The organism is Streptomyces sp. E2N166 (assembly GCF_003671715.1).
In the GTDB taxonomy this organism is placed as follows: Bacteria; Actinomycetota; Actinomycetes; order Streptomycetales; family Streptomycetaceae; genus Streptomyces; species Streptomyces thinghirensis.
In genome coordinates, this window is sequence record NZ_RAIF01000025.1 from 266,718 (window position 1) to 284,673 (window position 17,956).

The 17,956-nt window shown below is 73.2% G+C and carries 21 protein-coding genes; 19 read left to right on the plus strand and 2 right to left on the minus strand.

What is annotated here, in order from left to right; genetic code table 11:
• Positions 1–222: 222 nt before the first annotated feature.
• Positions 223–522 carry a DUF3040 domain-containing protein gene (locus EBH09_RS19295; protein ID WP_121748223.1) on the plus strand — a complete coding sequence of 100 codons (300 nt, stop codon included), beginning with the start codon at positions 223–225 and terminating at the stop codon, positions 520–522.
• Between the two features lie 36 nt (positions 523–558).
• A complete protein-coding gene (locus EBH09_RS19300) occupies positions 559–2,109 on the plus strand; it encodes a potassium/proton antiporter (protein WP_121748224.1) in 1,551 nt (516 codons plus the stop codon).
• Between the two features lie 136 nt (positions 2,110–2,245).
• On the opposite strand, the gene EBH09_RS19305 is transcribed toward EBH09_RS19300, so the two are convergent.
• On the minus strand, positions 2,246–2,893 hold the full coding sequence (locus EBH09_RS19305; protein WP_121748225.1) for a DUF305 domain-containing protein: 648 nt from the start codon (positions 2,891–2,893) through the stop codon (positions 2,246–2,248).
• Between the two features lie 128 nt (positions 2,894–3,021).
• A complete protein-coding gene (locus tag EBH09_RS19310; RefSeq protein ID WP_121748434.1) occupies positions 3,022–3,420 on the minus strand; it encodes a DUF6153 family protein in 399 nt (132 codons plus the stop codon).
• A 112-nt stretch (positions 3,421–3,532) separates the two neighbouring features.
• Between EBH09_RS19310 and EBH09_RS19315 the strand changes: the two genes are divergently transcribed.
• From EBH09_RS19315 to EBH09_RS19395, 17 genes are all read left to right on the plus strand, one after another.
• Positions 3,533–4,612 (plus strand): LuxR C-terminal-related transcriptional regulator, encoded by a 1,080-nt coding sequence (locus tag EBH09_RS19315; RefSeq protein ID WP_121748435.1) that lies wholly within the window; start codon positions 3,533–3,535, stop codon positions 4,610–4,612.
• Positions 4,613–4,718: 106 nt separating this feature from the next.
• A complete protein-coding gene (locus tag EBH09_RS19320) occupies positions 4,719–4,985 on the plus strand; it encodes an acyl carrier protein (protein WP_121748226.1) in 267 nt (88 codons plus the stop codon).
• Positions 4,986–5,045: 60 nt separating this feature from the next.
• Positions 5,046–6,296: a beta-ketoacyl-[acyl-carrier-protein] synthase family protein gene (locus EBH09_RS19325; protein WP_238697366.1), complete on the plus strand. Its 1,251-nt coding sequence runs from the start codon at positions 5,046–5,048 to the stop codon at positions 6,294–6,296.
• The gene (locus EBH09_RS19330; protein WP_121748228.1) at positions 6,293–7,498 is read left to right on the plus strand and encodes a beta-ketoacyl synthase N-terminal-like domain-containing protein; all 1,206 of its coding nucleotides are present in this window, start codon (positions 6,293–6,295) and stop codon (positions 7,496–7,498) included. The genes EBH09_RS19325 and EBH09_RS19330 overlap by 4 nt, the downstream gene beginning before the upstream one ends.
• 5 nt (positions 7,499–7,503) lie before the next feature.
• The gene (locus tag EBH09_RS19335; RefSeq protein WP_121748229.1) at positions 7,504–8,490 is read left to right on the plus strand and encodes a beta-ketoacyl synthase N-terminal-like domain-containing protein; all 987 of its coding nucleotides are present in this window, start codon (positions 7,504–7,506) and stop codon (positions 8,488–8,490) included.
• Positions 8,490–9,332, plus strand: coding sequence for an alpha/beta fold hydrolase (locus EBH09_RS19340; RefSeq protein WP_121748230.1), 843 nt, complete (start codon positions 8,490–8,492; stop codon positions 9,330–9,332). Before EBH09_RS19335 ends, EBH09_RS19340 begins: the two co-directional genes overlap by 1 nt.
• Positions 9,329–10,288 carry a hypothetical protein gene (locus EBH09_RS19345; RefSeq protein ID WP_121748231.1) on the plus strand — a complete coding sequence of 320 codons (960 nt, stop codon included), beginning with the start codon at positions 9,329–9,331 and terminating at the stop codon, positions 10,286–10,288. Before EBH09_RS19340 ends, EBH09_RS19345 begins: the two co-directional genes overlap by 4 nt.
• The gene (locus EBH09_RS19350; protein ID WP_121748232.1) at positions 10,285–11,427 is read left to right on the plus strand and encodes a beta-ketoacyl synthase N-terminal-like domain-containing protein; all 1,143 of its coding nucleotides are present in this window, start codon (positions 10,285–10,287) and stop codon (positions 11,425–11,427) included. The genes EBH09_RS19345 and EBH09_RS19350 overlap by 4 nt, the downstream gene beginning before the upstream one ends.
• Positions 11,424–12,449, plus strand: a complete 1,026-nt coding sequence (locus EBH09_RS19355; RefSeq protein ID WP_121748233.1) for a beta-ketoacyl synthase N-terminal-like domain-containing protein — start codon at positions 11,424–11,426, stop codon at positions 12,447–12,449. The genes EBH09_RS19350 and EBH09_RS19355 overlap by 4 nt, the downstream gene beginning before the upstream one ends.
• Positions 12,449–13,321: an SDR family oxidoreductase gene (locus tag EBH09_RS19360; RefSeq protein WP_121748234.1), complete on the plus strand. Its 873-nt coding sequence runs from the start codon at positions 12,449–12,451 to the stop codon at positions 13,319–13,321. Before EBH09_RS19355 ends, EBH09_RS19360 begins: the two co-directional genes overlap by 1 nt.
• A 17-nt stretch (positions 13,322–13,338) precedes the next feature.
• Entirely contained in the window at positions 13,339–14,388 is a 1,050-nt protein-coding gene (locus tag EBH09_RS19365) for a beta-ketoacyl synthase N-terminal-like domain-containing protein (protein ID WP_345940945.1), read from the plus strand.
• A gap of 151 nt (positions 14,389–14,539) precedes the next feature.
• Entirely contained in the window at positions 14,540–14,833 is a 294-nt protein-coding gene (locus EBH09_RS19370) for an acyl carrier protein (protein WP_121748236.1), read from the plus strand.
• Positions 14,830–15,258, plus strand: a complete 429-nt coding sequence (locus tag EBH09_RS19375; protein ID WP_121748237.1) for a MaoC/PaaZ C-terminal domain-containing protein — start codon at positions 14,830–14,832, stop codon at positions 15,256–15,258. Before EBH09_RS19370 ends, EBH09_RS19375 begins: the two co-directional genes overlap by 4 nt.
• Positions 15,255–15,800 (plus strand): 3-hydroxyacyl-ACP dehydratase, encoded by a 546-nt coding sequence (locus EBH09_RS19380; RefSeq protein WP_121748238.1) that lies wholly within the window; start codon positions 15,255–15,257, stop codon positions 15,798–15,800. Before EBH09_RS19375 ends, EBH09_RS19380 begins: the two co-directional genes overlap by 4 nt.
• Before the next feature lie 16 nt (positions 15,801–15,816).
• Positions 15,817–16,569 carry a 3-oxoacyl-[acyl-carrier-protein] reductase gene (fabG, locus tag EBH09_RS19385; protein WP_121748239.1) on the plus strand — a complete coding sequence of 251 codons (753 nt, stop codon included), beginning with the start codon at positions 15,817–15,819 and terminating at the stop codon, positions 16,567–16,569.
• Entirely contained in the window at positions 16,566–17,291 is a 726-nt protein-coding gene (locus EBH09_RS19390) for a DsbA family protein (RefSeq protein ID WP_121748240.1), read from the plus strand. Before fabG ends, EBH09_RS19390 begins: the two co-directional genes overlap by 4 nt.
• Positions 17,292–17,517: 226 nt before the next feature.
• A complete protein-coding gene (locus tag EBH09_RS19395; RefSeq protein ID WP_121748241.1) occupies positions 17,518–17,940 on the plus strand; it encodes a MaoC/PaaZ C-terminal domain-containing protein in 423 nt (140 codons plus the stop codon).
• The last annotated feature ends 16 nt before the right edge of the window (positions 17,941–17,956 follow it).

The window sequence follows — 17,956 nt, forward strand, 5'->3', positions numbered from 1 at the left end:
CTTTTGGGTTCCGTACCGGATGGTGCCGACGGCCCGAGGAAAGCGAAGCTGTAGCCGAACCGGCCTTTCCCGGACACAGTCCGGGGGGGGTCGGCCACGTATGCGCGGCTGCGCCACTTCGTCCTGGTGTGATCGTGACGTTCCCACCTCGCAAGGAGAGCAGATGGCCCGCCCGACCGACCGCGTCGCCTGCCCAGGGCCCCGCGCCGGGAGGAGTAGACCATGCCCGGATCCGACGACCGGCGGCTCGGTGAGATCGAGTCCCGCCTGCGCCGCGACGACCCTCGTTTCTCCCACGCCCTCGACACCGGCCGTCCACGCCGGCCACGTGAGTACCGCCACCTCCGGGCCTGGCTGCTGCTCGCCGCCGCCCTGGCGGTGCTGGGAGCCGGGGCCGTCCTGGCCCACGGGCTGCTCATCGCCTCCGGCCTGGTCCTCGCGGGCATGGCCGGGGAACTCTTCGACCCGCATCGGCACAGGCGCGCGAACCGCTACCCGCCGCCCCGCTTCTGGACCCGCTGACCGCGGGCCGGCCCCGTACGGCTCGGGGCGGGCCCGATGACCCTGCCCGAGCTGTACCTGACCCTGCTGATCGGCGGCACGGTGCTGCTGGCCAGCATCGCCGCCGCCCGCGCCGCCCACCGGGTCGGCCTGCCCAGCCTGTTGCTGTTCCTCGCGGTCGGCGTCGTCGCCGGAGAGGACGGGCTGGGTCTGGAGTTCGACGACGCCCAGCTGGCCCAGGCGCTGGGCACCGCCGCCCTGGCCGTCATCCTCGTCGACGGCGGCCTGACCACCCGGTGGAGCGACGTCAGGCGTCTGCTCGCCCCCGCCGGTGTTCTCGCCACCGCGGGCGTGGCCGTCTCCGTCGCGGTGACCGCGGCCGGCGCGCACTGGCTGCTGGGCATGGAATGGCACCTGGCGCTGCTGCTCGGTGCGATCGTCTCCTCCACCGACGCCGCCGCTGTCTTCGCGGTACTGCGCTCACTGCCGCTGCCGCAGAAGGTGACGGGCCTGGTGGAGGCGGAATCCGGCTTCAACGACGCCCCCACCATCATCCTGGTCCTGATCTTCTCCACCACCACCGCGGGCGACCTGCCCGGCCCCGCCCCGGTCGTGGGCAACCTGCTCTACCAGCTCGTGGTCGGCGGCACCCTCGGTGTGCTGATCGGCCGCCTGGGCGCCGCCGCGCTCCGGCACATCGCGCTCCCCGCGACCGGCCTGTACCCGCTCGCCACGGTCGGGTTCGGCATCGTCGCCTTCGCCGCGGCCGGGGCGGTCAACGCCAGCGGCATCATCGCCGCCTACCTCTCCGGCCTGGCCCTCGGCAATGCCGAGCTGCCCCACCGCGCCGCCACCCGCTCCTTCGGCGAAGGCGCCGGCTGGCTCGCCCAGATCGGTCTGTTCGTCATGCTCGGTCTGCTCGTCGACCCCAGCGAACTGCCCTCCGCGATCCTCCCGGCCCTTGCCGTCGGCCTGGTCCTGCTGCTGGCCGCTCGCCCCGTCTCCGTCCTCCTGTGTCTCCTCCCCTTCCGCGTCCCCTGGCGTGAGCAGGCGTTCATCTCCTGGGCGGGCCTGCGCGGCGCGGTCCCCATCGTGCTCGCCACGTTCCCCATCGTCGCCGGGGTCGCCGGAGCCGGCGAGGTACTGAACATCGTCTTCGTCCTCGTCGTCCTCTTCACCCTCGTGCAGGGCCCCACCCTGCCCGCCGCCGCCCGCCTCCTGCGGCTGACCCGCTCCGACGCGCTGCGCGAGATCCAGGTCGAGACCGCCCCCCTCGACGTCCTGGACGCCGACCTGCTCACCGTGGCCATTCCGCGGGGCTCCCGCCTGCACGGCGTCGCCGTTTTCGAACTGCGCCTGCCGCCCCCGACCGTTCTCACCCTGATCGTGCGCGACGGCGTCACCGTGGTCCCCGACCACGACACCGTGCTGCGCGTCGGCGACGAACTCCTGTTCATCACCACCCCGCACACCCGGGAGGTCACGGAACGCCGCCTGCGTGCCATCGGCCGACGCGGCAGACTCGCCCGCTGGCTCGGCGAACACGGCGCCCCGGAACCGGAACCGGGCACAGCGGCACGGACCAAGGCACGAGCAGGTCAGTGGTAGGCGTGGACCACGGCGTGGAACAGTCCGTCGGGCAGGCGGGCAGGCGGGCAGGCGGGCAGGCGGGCAGGCGGACAGGCGGACAGGCCGGAGCGGAGCCGGCGCCGTCCGCGCCCGCTCCGCTCCGGGGTGACTCCGGTCAGTCCTTGCCGAGCAGCTGATCCATCTGCTCGATCTCCGCGCTCTGCGAGGTGATGATCTCTCCGGCCATCTTCCTGGCCGGACCGTGGGCGCCGTCGGACTGCTCGGTCCTCGCCATCTCGACCGCGCCCTCATGGTGTTTGATCATCATCTCCATGAAGGCGGTGTCGAACGCCTTGCCCGAGGCGTCCTCGAGCCGGCTCATCTCCTCGGCCGTCATCATGCCGTCCATGCCGTGCGAGGAATGGTCCATGGAGCCCTCGGCGGGCACCTCCTCGCCCCAGGAGGTCAGCCAGCCGGACAGCGTCGTGATCTCCGGGTCCTGGGCCTTCTTGATGTCCGCGGCGAGCTTCGTCACCTCGGCCGACCGCGCGCGGCCGGGCGCGAGGTCGGCCATCTCGACGGCCTGGCGGTGGTGGGGGATCATCCCCTTCGCGAAGGCGACGTCGGCGGCGTTGTGCTGTCCCTGCGACGCGGACGCGGACGCAGCCGCCGCCCCCGACGCCGACGAGGAAGCGGGCGCGTTGTGGTCGCCGTGTCCGGCCGAGCCGTCGCCGTCGCCACCACAGGCGGCCAGGACGAGTGCTGCCGCACCGGCGGCGGCGACGGCGGCACTGCGGCGGACGAGTGAGCGCTTGCGGGTCATGGTCGTGCAACTCCTTCACGCGCGCCGTTCGCGGCGCGCGGTTCAAGCGGATGTGGGCGTGCGAAAGCACGGCACCCGTCATCGGAGGACCGGCTCAGCTCAGGTCTCCGGGAGCCGTGCGGGCCGCTCTATATCCGCAGGAGTTGCAGCTCGGAAAGGTCGGGGGGCGCCCGGCCGTGCCGGGGCGGCCCCGGGGCCGCCGCGGCGGGCGAGGATCCGGTGGGCGCGTCCAGCACGTCGCCGGCCAGTGCCGGCGGCGAGTAGGCGGAGCCGGTCCCGGCGGCGGCACACGTCGCGTCGGCGTGGTCGAGGTGACTCGATCCGCCCTCCGGGTGCGCGCATCCTCCGCTCGCGTGCGGAGCGCTGTCCGCCGAAGCCGCCACCATCTCGTGGCCGGTGTGCGCCTGCGCCGTCGGCGTCACTCCGGGCAGGCCGTGCATGCCCAGCAATCCGGCCAGAACGGCCATCACCAGCAGCACGAAGAGCCGCCCTGCCGGGCGGCTGCTCGATCGGATGCTCCTGGCCACGGCGCCCATCGTACGGCGCACCGGAAAAGAAGCGAGCAACCTCACCGCCGGGGCTACTCTGTGCCGGGGGGAGGTCGCAGGGGCAGCGGCCTTCATGACGCGGGGGGACCGCATGCTGGAGCTCCTTGGACTGGGAAAGAACTCGGTAGAGCTCTACCGGGCAGTGCTGGCGCATCCGGGGATTTCGGTCGAGGACCTGGTGGACACGTTGAAGTGGCCGGCCGAGCGGGTGCGCTCCGCGCTCGACGAGTGCGTGCGGCTGTCGCTGATCAGGCCCTCCTGGGAGGCGCCGGGCACGCTGAGACCGGTCCCGCCGAGCGTCGGACTCCAGGCGCTGCTCGCCAGACAGGAAGCCGAATTCCTGGAGCGGCAACGGCAGATGACGGACGCGCGCGTCGAGGTCTCGCGGCTCGTCCACGACTACGCCGCGGTGCAACGGGAGTCGTCCCAGACGGAGACCGAGCGCATCGAGGGAATCGACGAGATCCGGTCCCGGATCGAGGAACTCAGCCACAACTGCCACGACTCGCTCCTGGCGTTCCATCCCGGCGGCGGGCAGTCGGCCGCCAGCCGGGCCGCGGGCCGGCCGCTGAGCGGGACCCTGCAGAGCCGTGGCGTCGTGATGCACACCATCTACCTCGACAGCATCTACAACGACCCCGAGTCGGTCGACTACGCGCGCTGGCTGCTCCGTTCGGGAAACCACGTGCGCACCACGGCCTCGCTGCCCTCCCGGATGCTCATCTTCGACCGCCGGCAGGCGGTCGTGCCCATCGACCCGGACGATTCCGCGGCAGGCGCCATGGTGTTCCGCAGCGCCGGGATCCTCGCCAACCTCTGCGAACTCTTCGACCAGGTGTGGGACAAGGCCGTACCGCTCAGCGGCGAGAAACGGCCGCGGCAGCCCGCCGAGGAGAACGAGCTCACCGGTCAGGAACAGACCGTTCTGCGCCTGCTCGGGGAAGGACTCACCGACGAGGTGGTCGCCCGCCGGCTGGGTGTCTCGGTGCGTACCGGACGCCGGATCACCGCCGAGCTGATGGGCCGGCTCGGCGCCAAGAGCCGCTTCCAGGCCGGGATGCGCGCCGTCGAGTACGGCTGGCTCGGCGGTGACGAGGACCGGGCCGCGCACCCGGGCGAGCCCGCCGAGCCCCGGGACGAGAACTCGGCCGACGCCCCTGAACAGGGCTGATCATCCGTATAGAGCTGGCATAGCGCCCCGCCTCAACATCGACTCACCGAACGGATGGGCGGAGTCGCACGACTCCGGATCCTCACCGATCTCTCAGGGAGTCGACATGAGCAACGCGACCACCGGTCTGGACGCCGCACGCAAGCAGGAGATCAAGGAGGTCGTCTGCGACATCCTCGAGATCGACGAGGACGAGGTCACCGAGGTCAGCCTCTTCAAGGAGGACCACGACGCCGACTCGCTGCGCGCCATCGAGATCCTCGCCGCCCTCGAGCGCACTCAGCACGTGACGATCGACCAGGCCGAGCTCAGCCGCATGGTCAACCTCGTCGGCGTGTACACCGTCATCGAAGAGGCCTCCGCCCGCGGCTGACCGGCAGTGCTCCGGCCCTGCCCCGATCAGCCGGCTGAGTCAGCCAGAGGGTGAGCTTCGATGAACACAGGTATGCGAGGCACGGACGCCACCCCCCGCAGGGTGGTCGTCACCGGACTCGGCGTCGTCACCAGTATCGGCATCGGTATCGACGCGTTCACCACCGGACTCCGCGAAGGACGCGGCGGAGTCAAGCCGATCACGGCGTTCGACACCACCGGGTTCGACTACGCCAACGGGTGCGAGGTCACGGACTTCGACCCGGCGCAGTGGATCCACCGGGTGGACCCCGACGAGCTCGGGCGGGCCAGCCAGTTCTCCGTCGCCGCCACCCGGATGGCCATCGAGGACGCCGGGCTGACCGTGGACGAGGTGCGGGCCCGCCGCTCCCTGGTGTCCGTGGGCACCACGGACGGCGAGTCCCGCGACCTCGACCAGCTCGTGGAGACCGGTCTCGCCACCGGTCCCGAGTCGTACGACCCGGTGGTCGCCCGGCGGGTGCCGGCCGGCCGGCTCTCCTCCGGCATCATCCGGGAGTTCGCCCTGGAGGACGTCGAGGCCGTCACGATCCCGACCGCCTGCGCGGCGGGGAACTACGCGGTCGGCTACGGCTACGACGCACTGCGCAGCGGCGACGTGGACGTCGCCCTGGTGGGCGGGGCGGACGCGCTGTGCCGCAAGACCTTCACCGGCTTCTACCGGCTCGGCACCATCGCCCCCGAGGCCTGCCAGCCCTTCGACAAGGACCGCAAGGGCATCCTCACCGGTGAGGGGGCCGGGATCCTCCTGCTGGAGAGCCTGGACTCCGCGCTCGCCCGGGGCGCCCGGATCTACGCGGAAGTGCTCGGCTACGGGCTCGCCTGCGACGCCCTGCACCCGGTCGCACCCGACCGGGACAGCATCGCCCGCACGATCGACATCGCCCACCGCAACGCGGGGGTGACGCCCGACCAGATCGACTTCGTCTCCGCGCACGGTACGGGCACCAGGGCCAACGACATCACCGAGGTCGGCGCGATCCGGCAGATCTTCGGCGCCGACGCCATGCCGCGGACGGTCTCCATCAAGTCGATGATCGGCCACAGCATGGGGGCGGCCAGCGCGGTCGCCGCCGCGGCCTGTGCCGTGGCCCTCACGCAGGGCTTCATCCCGCCGACCGTCAACCACAACGAGACGGACCCCGAGTGCGGTGTCGACTGCGTACCCAACGAGGCCCGTGCGGCCGAGCTGAACATCGTGCAGAACAACGCGCTCGCCTTCGGCGGGAACAACGCGGTGGTCATCCTCGGCAAGTACCGGAGCGCGGCATGAGCTGGATCGTGACCGGGTCGGGCGCCGTCGCCAGCATCGGCTCCGACACCGACGAGATCTACGAGTCGCTGGTGGCCGGCCGCAGCGGCCTCGCCGGACTGCGCGGCTACGACCGCGGCAAGTTCCGCGCCCAGGTCGCCTACGAGATCGACGACCGGCCGGCCCCCGGCGTCGACGAACCCCTGCGGGCCACCCGCTGGCTGGAGCGGGCCGTCGAGGCCGCCGCGCGGGAAGCCGGCCTCGGTGACGACCTGTCGTCGGTGCCGGTCCTGGTCGGGACGACCCTGCGCGAGCTGCGCTCGGTCGAACTGTCCTGGCGGGACGGGACGCCGGTGGAGGTGGCGGACCTGCACTTCGGCACCATGCTGCGCAGACGCTTCGGCGCCGCCGACACCCACACCGTCGCCAACGCCTGCTCCGCGTCGCTCTACGCCCTGGCCCTCGCCACCGACCTGCTCGACCTCGGGCAGGCCGACACGGTGGTGGTGGCCGGCGTGGACACCATCTCGGAGAGCACGTACGGGCTGCTCGACCGCTGCTACCCCGAAGCCCCGGACCGGGTCCGGCCGTTCGACCGGGCCCGGCGCGGCATGCTGCAGGGCGAGGGCGCGGTCGCCGTCGTGCTGCGCAGGGAGGCCGACGGGCCCGGCCCGGGGGCCACCGTGCAGGCACGGGTGCGAGGTGTCGCGGTCAACTGCGACGCCTACCACCCCTCGGCGCCCGAGGCGAAGAACATCGCCGCGGCCGTGCGGGAGGCACACCGCCGGGCGGGGGTCGGCTCCGCCGACATCGACCTGGTGATGCTGCACGGCACGGGCACCCCGCTCAACGACGAGGCGGAGTCCGCGGCCCTCGGCTCGGTCTTCGCCGGCGTCGAGCCCTCCCCCTACATGACCGCGATCAAGTCGATGACCGGGCACACCGCCGGGGCGTCCGGGCTGCACAGCCTGGTCGCGGCGGTCGACGTGATGCGGCGCGGGAGTGTGCCGCCGATCGTCGGACTCGACGACCCGGTGGAGTCGGTGGCCGGGTTCCGGATGGTGCGCGGGCAGGCGGTGCGCCCCGAGGAGGAGCTGCGGATCGCCCAGATCGACTCCTTCGGCTTCGGCGGACTCAACGCCGTCGCGATCGTCGAGCGGTACGCGGGAGACGAGACGGCCGGCGGCGACGGCGCCGCCGCGGTGCGGGAGGAGGGGCGGTGAGCCGGATGCACGTCGTGGTCACCGGACTCGGCACGGCGGTCCGCGGTCTCGGCAACCCCGGGGAACTGCTCGGCGACCGGCGGCCCGGCGGTGTGCCGGCCGACCCGGTGGAGCGGCTGACCGGCCGGGGCCTGCGCTACAAGGACCGGGCCACCAAGCTCGCCATGGTCGCGGGCGAGGAGGCGCTCGCCGCGGCCGGGCTGATCGGGGCGGACGGCGCGCCGACCGTTCCCGGCGAGTCCGTCGGCACCGTCGTCAGCACCAACTTCGGCAACGTCGACACCGTCTGCGAGACGGTCGCGACCATCGCCCGCGACACCTACCTCGGCACCAGTCCCATGCTGCTGCCCGCGACCTCCAGCAACGTGGTCGCCTCCTGGCTGGCCATCACGCACGGCCTGCGCGGCGCCAACCTGACCCTGTGCAACGGCCGTACCTCCGGTCTCGACGCGGTCAACTGGGCCCGTCTGCTGGTCGGTTCGGGCCGGGTCGAGCGGGTGCTCGTGGTGGGGGTGGAGCCGGACAACCCGGCCGTCCGCCATCTGGCGCCGGAGCAGGACGAGTTCTTCGACGGGGCGGCCGCCCTGGTGCTCGAGTCGGCCGCCTCCGCGGCCGCGCGGGGGGTGCGGCCCCTGGCCGAACTCGGTCCCTACGCGCGCCGGGCCGAGCACACCAGGGCCGTCGCGGACGTACGCGAACGTGAACCGCGCGCCGTCGGCCTGTGGTGCGTGCCCGAACACCCGGAGGGCATCCGGGCCCCCGGCGCCTCCCTCGGGCCGGGGCCGGTCGGCGGCGTACGCGATCTGTCCGAACTGCTCGGGCCCAGCTCGGGGGCGCTCGGTGTGCTCCAGTGCGTGGCCGGCACGGCCTGGCTGGCCGGTGCCGCGCCGGACGGGGCCGACGACGTGGTGCTCGCCAGCGCGGGCACCGGGGACACCGGCCGGGACGACGCGGCGGCGGCCCTCATCCTCACCCCGGCCAGGAGCGCGTGATGTTGGCCGACGAGGACCTCGAGGGCAGCGTACGGGTACGGCTGCGCCGGGCGCCGCACGACGACGCCCGGCGGCCCGTGCGGGTACTGCTCCTGCACGGCCTCGCCGGATCGACCGCCGTATGGCGGCGGTTCACGGAGCTGGCCGGGGGTGAGCTGGAGCTGTGGGAGGCCGAACTTCCCTGGGCCGCCCACGGCGACACCCGGTGGAGCCACGACCCGGACCCGGTGCCCTGGGTGGCCAGGGCGCTGGACGCCGTGCCGGGGCGGGTCGACCTGCTGATCGCGCACTCCTTCGCCGCCAACGCCGTACTGGAACTCCTGGTCTCCCGTCCCGCCGGACGGCCGGGCGCCTGCGTCCTCGTGTCCCCGTTCCACCGGGGTACGCCCGAGGAGTTCGAGTGGGACACCGCCGTCTACTACCTGCACGGCTTCCAGCGCATCCTCGACGAGGGGCTGCGGGTCGGGTCGGACGGCCGGATCCCCGTCGAGCTGCGCGAGGCGATGGCCCTGCGGGTGCGGGACCGGATCGGCCCGTACGGCTGGATGCGGTTCTTCGACGCCTACCTGCGCAGTCCCTTCCTCGACACCGCGGCCATCGGCCTGCCCACCCTCGTCGTGGCCGGCGAGCACGACTTCGCGGCCCGGCCGGCGGACGCCCGCGCCCTCGCCGGGGCGCTGCCGGACGCGCGGCTGCGGATCTTCGAACGGTCCGGGCACTTCCCGATGGCCGAGCAGCCCGAGCTGTTCGTCGGGGCGGTGCACGGCTTCCTGTCCTCCCTGACGCCCACCTCTTCCTCTCATCCCTCCCGCCTCCTCACCGAAGTACCGGAGTTGACGTGACCGCGAACAGCACCGCTCTCACCTTCCAGGAGCCGAGCTCCCTGGAGATACGGCCCCGATACGAGGGGTCCAACATCTGCACCTGGATCGGCTTCAAGCACGTCAACTACCTCGTCGAGGAGGCCGTGCTGAACCATCTGCGGCAGCACGGCCTCCTGCCGGGCACGGTGTACGAGACGTACGGCCTGTGCACCGACATCGTCGACATCGACACCCGCATCCTGCACGCCTTCCACATCGACGACGTGGCACGCGCCGAGGTCAGGCCGCACCGCAGGGCCAAGGACGGCGAACTGCTGCTGTCGGTGGTGCTGCACGTCCAGCGCGAGACCCTCCTCAAGGCCGTGACCTCCACCGTCCGCGTCCAGCTGCGCCTCGACCCGCGCGGCGGGGGCAACGAGCCGGTGCCCGCGTCCCTCGCCCCGTACGCCGTCGAGCGGCTGGCCGCGGCCCCCGCCTGGGACGTGGTCGCGCCCGAGGTGAACCCGGAATCCGCGGACCTGGTCAAGGAGCTGACGGCGGGCACCAACTCCTTCGCCTGGAAGTTCCGGATCCCGTACTGGTACTGCCACTTCACCGAGCGCATCCAGATGTCGGGCTACCTGCGGCTGATGGAGGAGGCCAAGGACCAGCTCGTCGCCGACCGCGGCGTCTCCATCAAGACCCTGCTCGACGAGCGGAACTGGATCCCCGTCGTCCCGCACTCGCGCGTCACCGTCCTCGACGAGGCGCGCATGGAGGAGGACCTGTACGTGGTCCTCACCGTCGAGGAGATCTTCAAGGGCTTCACCTACACCTCCCGGATGGACACCTACGTCGTCCGTGACGGGGCGCTGGTGCACACCGCGACCGGGCGGATCACCCACGGTTACGCGGTGATCGAGAACCGCCGCGACTGGAGCCTGGTCTCCTTCGACGACCGCATGAACGCGGCGCTGGAGGGCAAGTCGGCATGACCGGCGAGGTCGTGGTCACCGGGATCGGTGCCGTCACCTGCCACGGCGGGGGTACGGACACGCTGTGGCGTGCCATGACGGCGGCGCGGATCCGCCGGCCGGACGAGCCGGCCGACCCGCTCGCCGTGATGGACCTGCCGCGGATCAACCTGGTGCCCGACCCCGACCTGCGGGCGGCGCGCGCCACCCGGTTCGCCGTCGCAGCGGCCCGGGAAGCGCTCGCCGACGCGGGCCTGACCGGGCTGTCCGAAGCGGCGGTCGTCCTCGGCAGCTGTATGGGCGAGCCCGGTCCCAACGAGCGCGAACGGGGCGGCGACCGATGGACCGCGCCGTTCCGGCTGGCCTCCGCGACCGCCACGCGACTCGGCCTGGCGGGCGTCGCCCACGACGTCGGCAACGCCTGCTCGGCCGGCGGCTACGCGCTCGGCATGGCGTACGACATGGTGCGCGCGGGCGAGGCCGACGTGGTGCTCGCCGGCGGGTCCGACGCCTACTCGCGGGTCGCGCTCGGCTGCTTCAACCGGCTCGGCGCGGTCGACCCGGACCGGTGCCGGCCCTTCGAGACCGACCGGTCCGGCACGGTCTTCGCCGAGGGCGCGGGCATCCTCGTCGTCGAGTCCGCCGCGCACGCCGCGGCCCGCGGCGCCACGGCCCCGCTGACCCTGGCGGGCTCCGGCTGGAGCTGCGACGCGGGCCATGTGACGGCGCCGCACGCGGACGGCGAGCAGATCGTACGGGCCATGCGCGAGGCCGTCGGACCGGCGGGCGGTGCCACGGCCATCGGCTGCGTGATCCCGCACGGCACCGGGACGCGGCTCGGCGACGAGGTGGAGAGCCAGGCGCTGCACCGCGTCTTCGGCGAGCGGACGCCCGATGTGCCGCTCTACAGCCTCAAGGCGCTGCTCGGGCACGCGGGCGGGGCCTCGGCCGCCCTCGGCGCGGTCGCCGGCGCGCTGATCCTGCGCGACGGGCACGTCCCGCGCAACGTGCCGCTGCGCGAGCAGGACCCCGGGTGCGACGTGTGGCTGCCGCAGCGCGCCCCGGTCCCGCTGCCGCGCGACCGACGGCGGGTCCTGGTGAACGCCTACGGGTTCGGCGGCAGCAATTCCTCACTGGTCCTGGAAGGAGCGGCGGCATGAGCGGGACCAACGGGACCGGCGGGACCATGTGGGCCGTCACGGGGGTCGGGGGTGTCGCCCCCGAGCCCGGCGCCGGGGACGGCGACTGGTTCGACCACCGGGTCCGGCTCGGGCCGCGCGGCTACAAGTACCTGCCCGCCGCCGCCCAGTACCTCCTCGCCGCCGCCCGCGCCGCGCTCGCCGACGGCGGCCGCACCGACGCGGTGCCCGCCGACCGCAGAGGCGCCGCGCTCGCGCTCAACGGCGGATTCGCCGGACTCTTCGACAGCATGGACCGCCGGATCGCGCTGGAGGGCGGCGCGGCCGGACTGTCGCCCGCGACGGCGCCCTTCTTCGCGGTGAGCCTGCTCGGCTCCCGCCTCACCTCCGAGCTGAGCCTGAAGGCCTTCGCGCTGACACTGGCGAGCCCGAAGGTCGCGGCCCTGGAGGCGGTGGAGGCCGGCGGGCGTGCCCTCGCGGCCGGCCGCTGCGACACGCTCCTGGTCGGCGCGGCCGAGCACCGGCTGCCCGAGTCCCCGTCCGGTGACGGCTTCCCGGCGGGTGACGGCTTCCCGGCCGGTGAAGGCGAACAGGGCGCCGTCGCACTGACCCTGGAGCCGCGGTCGGCCGCCGAGGCGCGCGGCGCCCGCGTCCGGGGCACCGTCGCCGCACGCTCGCTGTTCGTCCCGCCGGGCCGGGAGCTGCCCGCCGGGCTGGTCTCCGGGGCCGTACGCCGGCTGCTGTCGGACCTGGACACCACCGTGGAGGTCCACCACGTCCTGGACGGCTCCCCGTTCGCCGCGACGGTGGCCGCCGCCGTGGACCGCGCGGCCGGCGCGACCGGACGCGTGACCCCCGCCGGGGCCGGCTGTCTGGCCGCGGCCCAGGCGCTGGCCGGGTCGCTCACCGGGCCGCCCGGCACCCGGCTGCTGACCACCGTCACGCGTGAGGGACACGCCGCGCTGGCACTCGTCCGTACCGGACCGGACCCGTACCGGGGTCCCGGGACGTCGCACACTTCCCAGAAGCGGGGGACCCACTGATGCTGAAATCCCTTGAAGGCAGCTGGTGCCTGGTACTCGGAGCCTCCAGCGGAATCGGCCGGGCCATCAGCCTCGGCCTGGCCCGCGAGGGGGTCAACGTCGTCGGAGTGCACTTCGACACCGCGGCCCGGGACGAGGAGGTCGCGGCACTCGTCGACGAGATCCGCGGGTACGGCGTCCAGGCGTCGTTCCACAACGCGAACGCCGCGAGCCGCGCCACCCGCGACCGGCTCGTTCCGGAGATCGCCGAACTGACCGGCTCCACCGGCGGCATCGGCATCCTGGTGCACTCCCTCGCGTTCGGCACGCTCGTGCCGTTCCTGCCCCGCGAGGGCTGGGAGCGGCCGATCACCTCCCGGCAGCTGGAGATGACCCTCGACGTCATGGCGCACAGCCTCGTCTACTGGACGCAGGACCTGCACCGGGCCGGACTGCTGCGCAGCGGTTCCAAGATCTACGCGATGACCAGCGCGGGTGTCGTCCAGGCGCTGCCCAGCTACGGCGCGGTCTCCGCGGCCAAGAGCGCCCTGGAGGCCCACGTCCGGCAGCTCGCCTGTGAGCTGGCGCCGCAGGGCATCGCCGTCAACGCCCTGCGGGCCGGCGTCACGCTGACGCCCGCGCTGCAGGCCATCCCCGAGCACGCCGACTACGTCGCGCGCGCCGCGGTGAACAATCCGCACTCCCGGCTGACCAGGCCCGACGACGTCGCCGAGGCGGTCGCGGTGCTCTCGCGCACCGACTCGTCCTGGATCAGCGGCAACACCATCGGCGTGGACGGCGCCGAACTGCACGCCGCGGCAGGGGCCTGGGGCCCCGCCCCCACCGGCACCGCCGGCACCACCGGCAACGAACTGAAGGGCGAGGGACGATGACCGCAGACAGTCTTGTCGTGTCCGGGTGGTCCACGGGATCGCCCTACGGGCTCGGCGCCGAGGCGTTCGCCGACGGAGTGCGCGCGGGCCGGGACGCCACGACCGCGTCGGGGCAGGGGCCGTACCGGCGCGCCGGTGAGATACCCGATTTCGACGTGCGCGCGATCCTCGGCCGCAAGGGCACCCGCTCCATGGACCGGGCCACCGCCATCGCCGTCGCCACCACCGGCATGCTCCTGGAGACCGCCGGCGGCGGCCTCGCCGAGGACCTTCCCGACGACGTCGGCATGGTGCTCGGTACCGGCCACGGCAGCGTGCAGAGCATCATGGACTTCACCCGAGACTCCCTCACCGGGGAGAAGCCCTTCCACGTGGACCCGGCCCGCTTCCCCAACACGGTGATGAACCGGGCGGCCGGGCAGAGCGCCATCTGGCACACACTGCGCGGCCCCAACGCCACCGTGGCCGGCGGCGCGCTGACCGGGCTGCTGGCCCTCAACTACGCATCGCGGCTGCTGCGGCGCAGTCACTGCGAGGCCGTGCTGTGCGGCGCCGTCGAGGAGTACTCGGCCGACCGCGCCTGGCTGGAGTACCGGGGCAGGCAGGACGCCGCCCGGCGCTCGGCGGGGCCGCTCGGCGAGGGCTGCGCGCTGTTCCTCCTCGAACCGCGCGGCCGCGCCGAGTCGTACGGGCGCCGCCCGCTGGCCACCCTGCTCGGCAGCCGCTTCCTCGGCTTCCCGGAGCCGGAGGGCGCCCAGCAGGCCGTCGTACGGGCCGTCACCGAGGCGCTCAAGGAGGCCGGAGCGGAGCCCGAGGACATCTCGCTGATCGTGCCGAGCGACACCGGCGGCGCCCTCGGCGGACGCGAGGAGGCCGCCCTCAACGAGGTGTTCGGCCCGCACCGGCCCCGCCGGCTGCGCCTGCGCCGGCTCATCGGCGACGCCTCCGCCGCGTCCGCCGCCTTCCAGCTGGCCGCCGCGCTCAGCGTCACCGGCCCCGGCGAGGCGGCCCTGGTCACCTCCGTCGACCCGGACGGCCAGGTGGGCTGCACGCTGCTGCGGGTCTGACCCCGTGCTGCCGATCGCCCGCCGCCGCGCCCACCGCACCCGCCGCCTGCTCGTCCGGGCCCTGTACGCCGCCCCAGTCGCACCAGCCGCCCCAGTCGCACCAGTCGCACCAGTCGCACCAGTGCGACCCATCCTCGAACGGAAGACGACCATGACCGAGACCACCGTCAGCAACCCCGCCACCGGAACCCCGTCCCTCGACAAGGAGGGCCTGCGCGTCCTCGTCGCGGAGATCCTCGACCTGGACGTCGCGGAGGTCACCGACGACGCCCACTTCGTCGACGACCTCGACGTGGACTCGCTGATGGCCCTGGAGATAACCGTGCGCCTGGAGCGGGAGTACGCGGTGAGGATGGCCGAGTCCGAGCTCGTCGCCATCACCTCACTCCAGGGCACCTACGACCTGCTGGAGAGGAAGCTGAAGGAGAAGGGGCAGGCCGCGTGAGCCGCGCGAGCGCGCTCGGCGCGGACGGCCTGGAGTTGCTGCGCAACGAGCCGTCCGGCGCCACCACCGCCTTCGTCGCCGAGCCGGACGACCCGGTGCTCATCGGTCACTACCCGGGCTTCCCGGTGCAGCCGGGCGTGTTCCTGGTCGAGGCCGCCGACCGCACCGTCCGGCTGTGGGCGGACGGCGCCGGACTCGGCGCGGGCCTCGAACTGGTCGCCATGGACCGCTGCCGCTTCCGCCGCCCGGTCTTCCCCGGCGACCGGGTCTCCACCGAGGTGACGGTCGACGCCGGCGAGGACGGCGGGCTGCTGACCGCCAAGGCGTCCGCGCTCACCGTGTCCGGAGCCGTCGCCGACATCAGACTGCGCTACCGCCGCACCTCCGCGGCGGCGACGCCGACACCCGAAGGAGAGGCCCAGTGAACGCGCCCGCACCCGAGGATGTACGTCACGGGAACGACGGGACCGGCGGATTCCACGGTATCCACCGGATCAAGAACACCATCCCGCACCGCGTCCCCATCCTGTTGGTCGACCGTGTCGGCGAGGTCGTTCCAGGCGTGCGCATGACGACGTACAAGGCGATCTCCGGCAACGAGCCCTGCTACGCGCAGCTCGGACAGCACGCGGGACCCGCCGACTACGCGTATCCGACCGCCTTCGTCATCGAGTCGTGGGCGCAGTCCGCCGTGCTCCTGTCCACCTGGGAGCAGCCCAACCCGGACGTGCTCGCGGGCAAGGTCGAACTGGCCGGTGCCATCAACGACGTGGCCTTCGACGGCCAGGCGTACCCGGGGGAGGTCCTCGAACACTCCGTACGCCTGCTCAAGCAGGCAGGGGACACCGCGATCCTCACCGGGGAGACCCACGTCGGCGGCCGGCGGCTGCTGAGCGTCGGCGCCTTCGTCGTCGCCCTGAAGGACGTCACCGAACTGCTGCCCGCGCCCGCGGGCCTGCCCGTGTGAAAGGAGGACGTCAACCATGACTGCTGAGACCTCGGAAGCGAAGGTCGCCCTGGTCACCGGCGGTTCGCGCGGCATCGGCCGCGCCGTCGTGAGCCGGCTCGCGAGCGACGGCTACGACATCGCGTTCTGCTACCGCTCCGACGAGTCCGCCGCCGACCTGGTGGCGAAGGAGGTCGCGGCCCTGGGCCGCGGGGTGTTCGCCCGCAAGGTGGACGTCGCCGACCGCGAGCAGGTCAAGGCGTTCGTCACGAGCGTCGAGGACGAGTTCGGGCCGGTCGCCGCCGCGGTCACCTCGGCCGGGATCACCCGGGACAACCCCCTGGTCCTGATGCCGGACGACGACTGGGACGCGGTGATACGGACCAACCTGGACGGCACGTACAACGTCTGCCGCTCGGTGATCTACCCGATGATCAAACGGCGCGGCGGCGCGGTGGTGACCATGTCGTCCGTCGCCGGTGTCGCGGGCAACGCCGCACAGACCAACTACGCGGCGTCCAAGGCCGGCATCATCGGCTTCACCCGCTCCCTCGCCAAGGAGGGCGGCAGGTACGCCATCCGCGCCAACACGGTCGCCCCGGGCTTCATCGAGACCGACATGACGTCGGCCCTCACGGAGAAGGTCACCAAGGAGATGCTCGGGCGGATCCCGCTGCGCCGCTTCGGCACGGCCGACGACGTCGCCGCGCTCGTCTCCTTCCTCGTCTCCGACCAGGCCTCCTACGTCACCGGACAGGTGTTCCAGGTGGACGGCGGCATCGCGCTGTGAGCACCGGGAAGCGCAAGCGGGTGGTGCCGCGGTTCTACTTCTCGCTGCGCAGCCCGTACTCCTGGCTCGCCTACCGCGAACTCGTCGACGAGCACCCGGAGCTGGCCGCGCGCATCGAATGGATCCCGTTCTGCGAGCCCGACGGGCTGAGCCGCAAGATGCTGGAGGCGGCGGGCGGGGAGTTCCCCTACGCCCCGATGTCGGCGGCCAAGCACCGCTACATCCTCCAGGACGTACGGCGTCTCGCCGCCGCGCGCGGACTGGGCTTCCGGTGGCCCGTCGACCGGGACCCGGTGTGGGAGGTGCCGCACCTCGGCTACCTCGCCGCCCGGCGGCACGGCGAGGGCGCGCGGTTCGTCGCGCTCGCCGCGCGGGCCCGCTGGGAGGAGGGCCGGGACATCTGCGACCCGGCCACCATCGGCTCGTTCGGTCCGGAACTCGGCATCGACGGCGCCGAGTTGGCGGGCGCGTCCGACGACCCCCAGCTGCGTGAGGAGGGCCTTGAGGCGCTGCTCGCGGTGCACCGCGACGGGGTGTTCGGGGTGCCGTTCTTCACCGTCCACTACGACAAGTTCTGGGGCGTCGACCGGCTGAGGGACTTCGTGGCGGCGGCCGCCGCCCGCGAGGCCCTGGAAGCCGGGGACACCGACCGCCCCGACGAGAACCGGAAGCTCCCGCACGGACCGTCGTTCGACGACGGCCACGCGGGCGGCTGCGGCTGACACCGGGCGCCGGGACCACCCGGCGTCCCGGGCCCCACGCACGGCCGGCACCCCCCCTTGCGGGCCGGGGGCGCGCCCCGCAGCCACCAGGCCGCCGTCCGGCACCCCCCTGCCGTACGGCGGCCTCCCGCGACGTCCACGTGGACTGCCACGTGGACTGCCATGCGGCCTGCCATGCGGACTGCCACGTGGACTCCCATGCGGACTTCTACAGGAGGGAACGCCAATGACCGCCACCGCCACCGGTACGCCGGCCGTCGCCAACGCCGCCGACTTCGACGTCATGCGCCGCAACGCGCACTCCGTCGCCGTCGCCTTCACCGTCGCCGAGGCCGCCGCCGACCCCGCCGTCGCCGGCCACTACCCGGGCTTTCCGGTGCTGCCCGGCCTCTATCTCGTCGAGGCGGTCGACCGCGCCGTCCAGGAGTGGGCGGGACCCGCCCGCGAGGCCGGCCTGGTCGCCATGGACCGGTGCCGCTTCCGCCACCCCGTCCACCCGGGCGACCGGGTGTTCGCCGCCGCCGAGGTCACCGAGACGACGGAGGGTTTGCAGGTCAAGGGCACCGTGACCACCAACCGTGGCCGGGTCGCCGATCTGCGGCTGCGGTACCGGATCGCGGCCGGCCCCGCATTTATAGGGCCGGGATAGCCGTGCCGACGAGGGT

What these genes read in the sequence shown, in the direction of transcription:
- EBH09_RS19295 (WP_121748223.1), top strand. Translation starts at nt 223, where the DNA reads ATGCCCGGATCCGACGACCGGCGGCTCGGTGAGATCGAGTCCCGCCTG.
- EBH09_RS19335 (WP_121748229.1), top strand. Translation starts at nt 7,504, where the DNA reads ATGCACGTCGTGGTCACCGGACTCGGCACGGCGGTCCGCGGTCTCGGC.
- EBH09_RS19305 (WP_121748225.1), bottom strand. Translation starts at nt 2,893, where the DNA reads ATGACCCGCAAGCGCTCACTCGTCCGCCGCAGTGCCGCCGTCGCCGCC.
- EBH09_RS19355 (WP_121748233.1), top strand. Translation starts at nt 11,424, where the DNA reads ATGAGCGGGACCAACGGGACCGGCGGGACCATGTGGGCCGTCACGGGG.
- fabG (WP_121748239.1), top strand. Translation starts at nt 15,817, where the DNA reads ATGACTGCTGAGACCTCGGAAGCGAAGGTCGCCCTGGTCACCGGCGGT.
- EBH09_RS19315 (WP_121748435.1), top strand. Translation starts at nt 3,533, where the DNA reads ATGCTGGAGCTCCTTGGACTGGGAAAGAACTCGGTAGAGCTCTACCGG.
- EBH09_RS19350 (WP_121748232.1), top strand. Translation starts at nt 10,285, where the DNA reads ATGACCGGCGAGGTCGTGGTCACCGGGATCGGTGCCGTCACCTGCCAC.
- EBH09_RS19360 (WP_121748234.1), top strand. Translation starts at nt 12,449, where the DNA reads ATGCTGAAATCCCTTGAAGGCAGCTGGTGCCTGGTACTCGGAGCCTCC.
- EBH09_RS19340 (WP_121748230.1), top strand. Translation starts at nt 8,490, where the DNA reads ATGTTGGCCGACGAGGACCTCGAGGGCAGCGTACGGGTACGGCTGCGC.
- EBH09_RS19370 (WP_121748236.1), top strand. Translation starts at nt 14,540, where the DNA reads ATGACCGAGACCACCGTCAGCAACCCCGCCACCGGAACCCCGTCCCTC.
- EBH09_RS19330 (WP_121748228.1), top strand. Translation starts at nt 6,293, where the DNA reads ATGAGCTGGATCGTGACCGGGTCGGGCGCCGTCGCCAGCATCGGCTCC.
- EBH09_RS19325 (WP_238697366.1), top strand. Translation starts at nt 5,046, where the DNA reads ATGAACACAGGTATGCGAGGCACGGACGCCACCCCCCGCAGGGTGGTC.
- EBH09_RS19395 (WP_121748241.1), top strand. Translation starts at nt 17,518, where the DNA reads ATGACCGCCACCGCCACCGGTACGCCGGCCGTCGCCAACGCCGCCGAC.
- EBH09_RS19320 (WP_121748226.1), top strand. Translation starts at nt 4,719, where the DNA reads ATGAGCAACGCGACCACCGGTCTGGACGCCGCACGCAAGCAGGAGATC.
- EBH09_RS19300 (WP_121748224.1), top strand. Translation starts at nt 559, where the DNA reads ATGACCCTGCCCGAGCTGTACCTGACCCTGCTGATCGGCGGCACGGTG.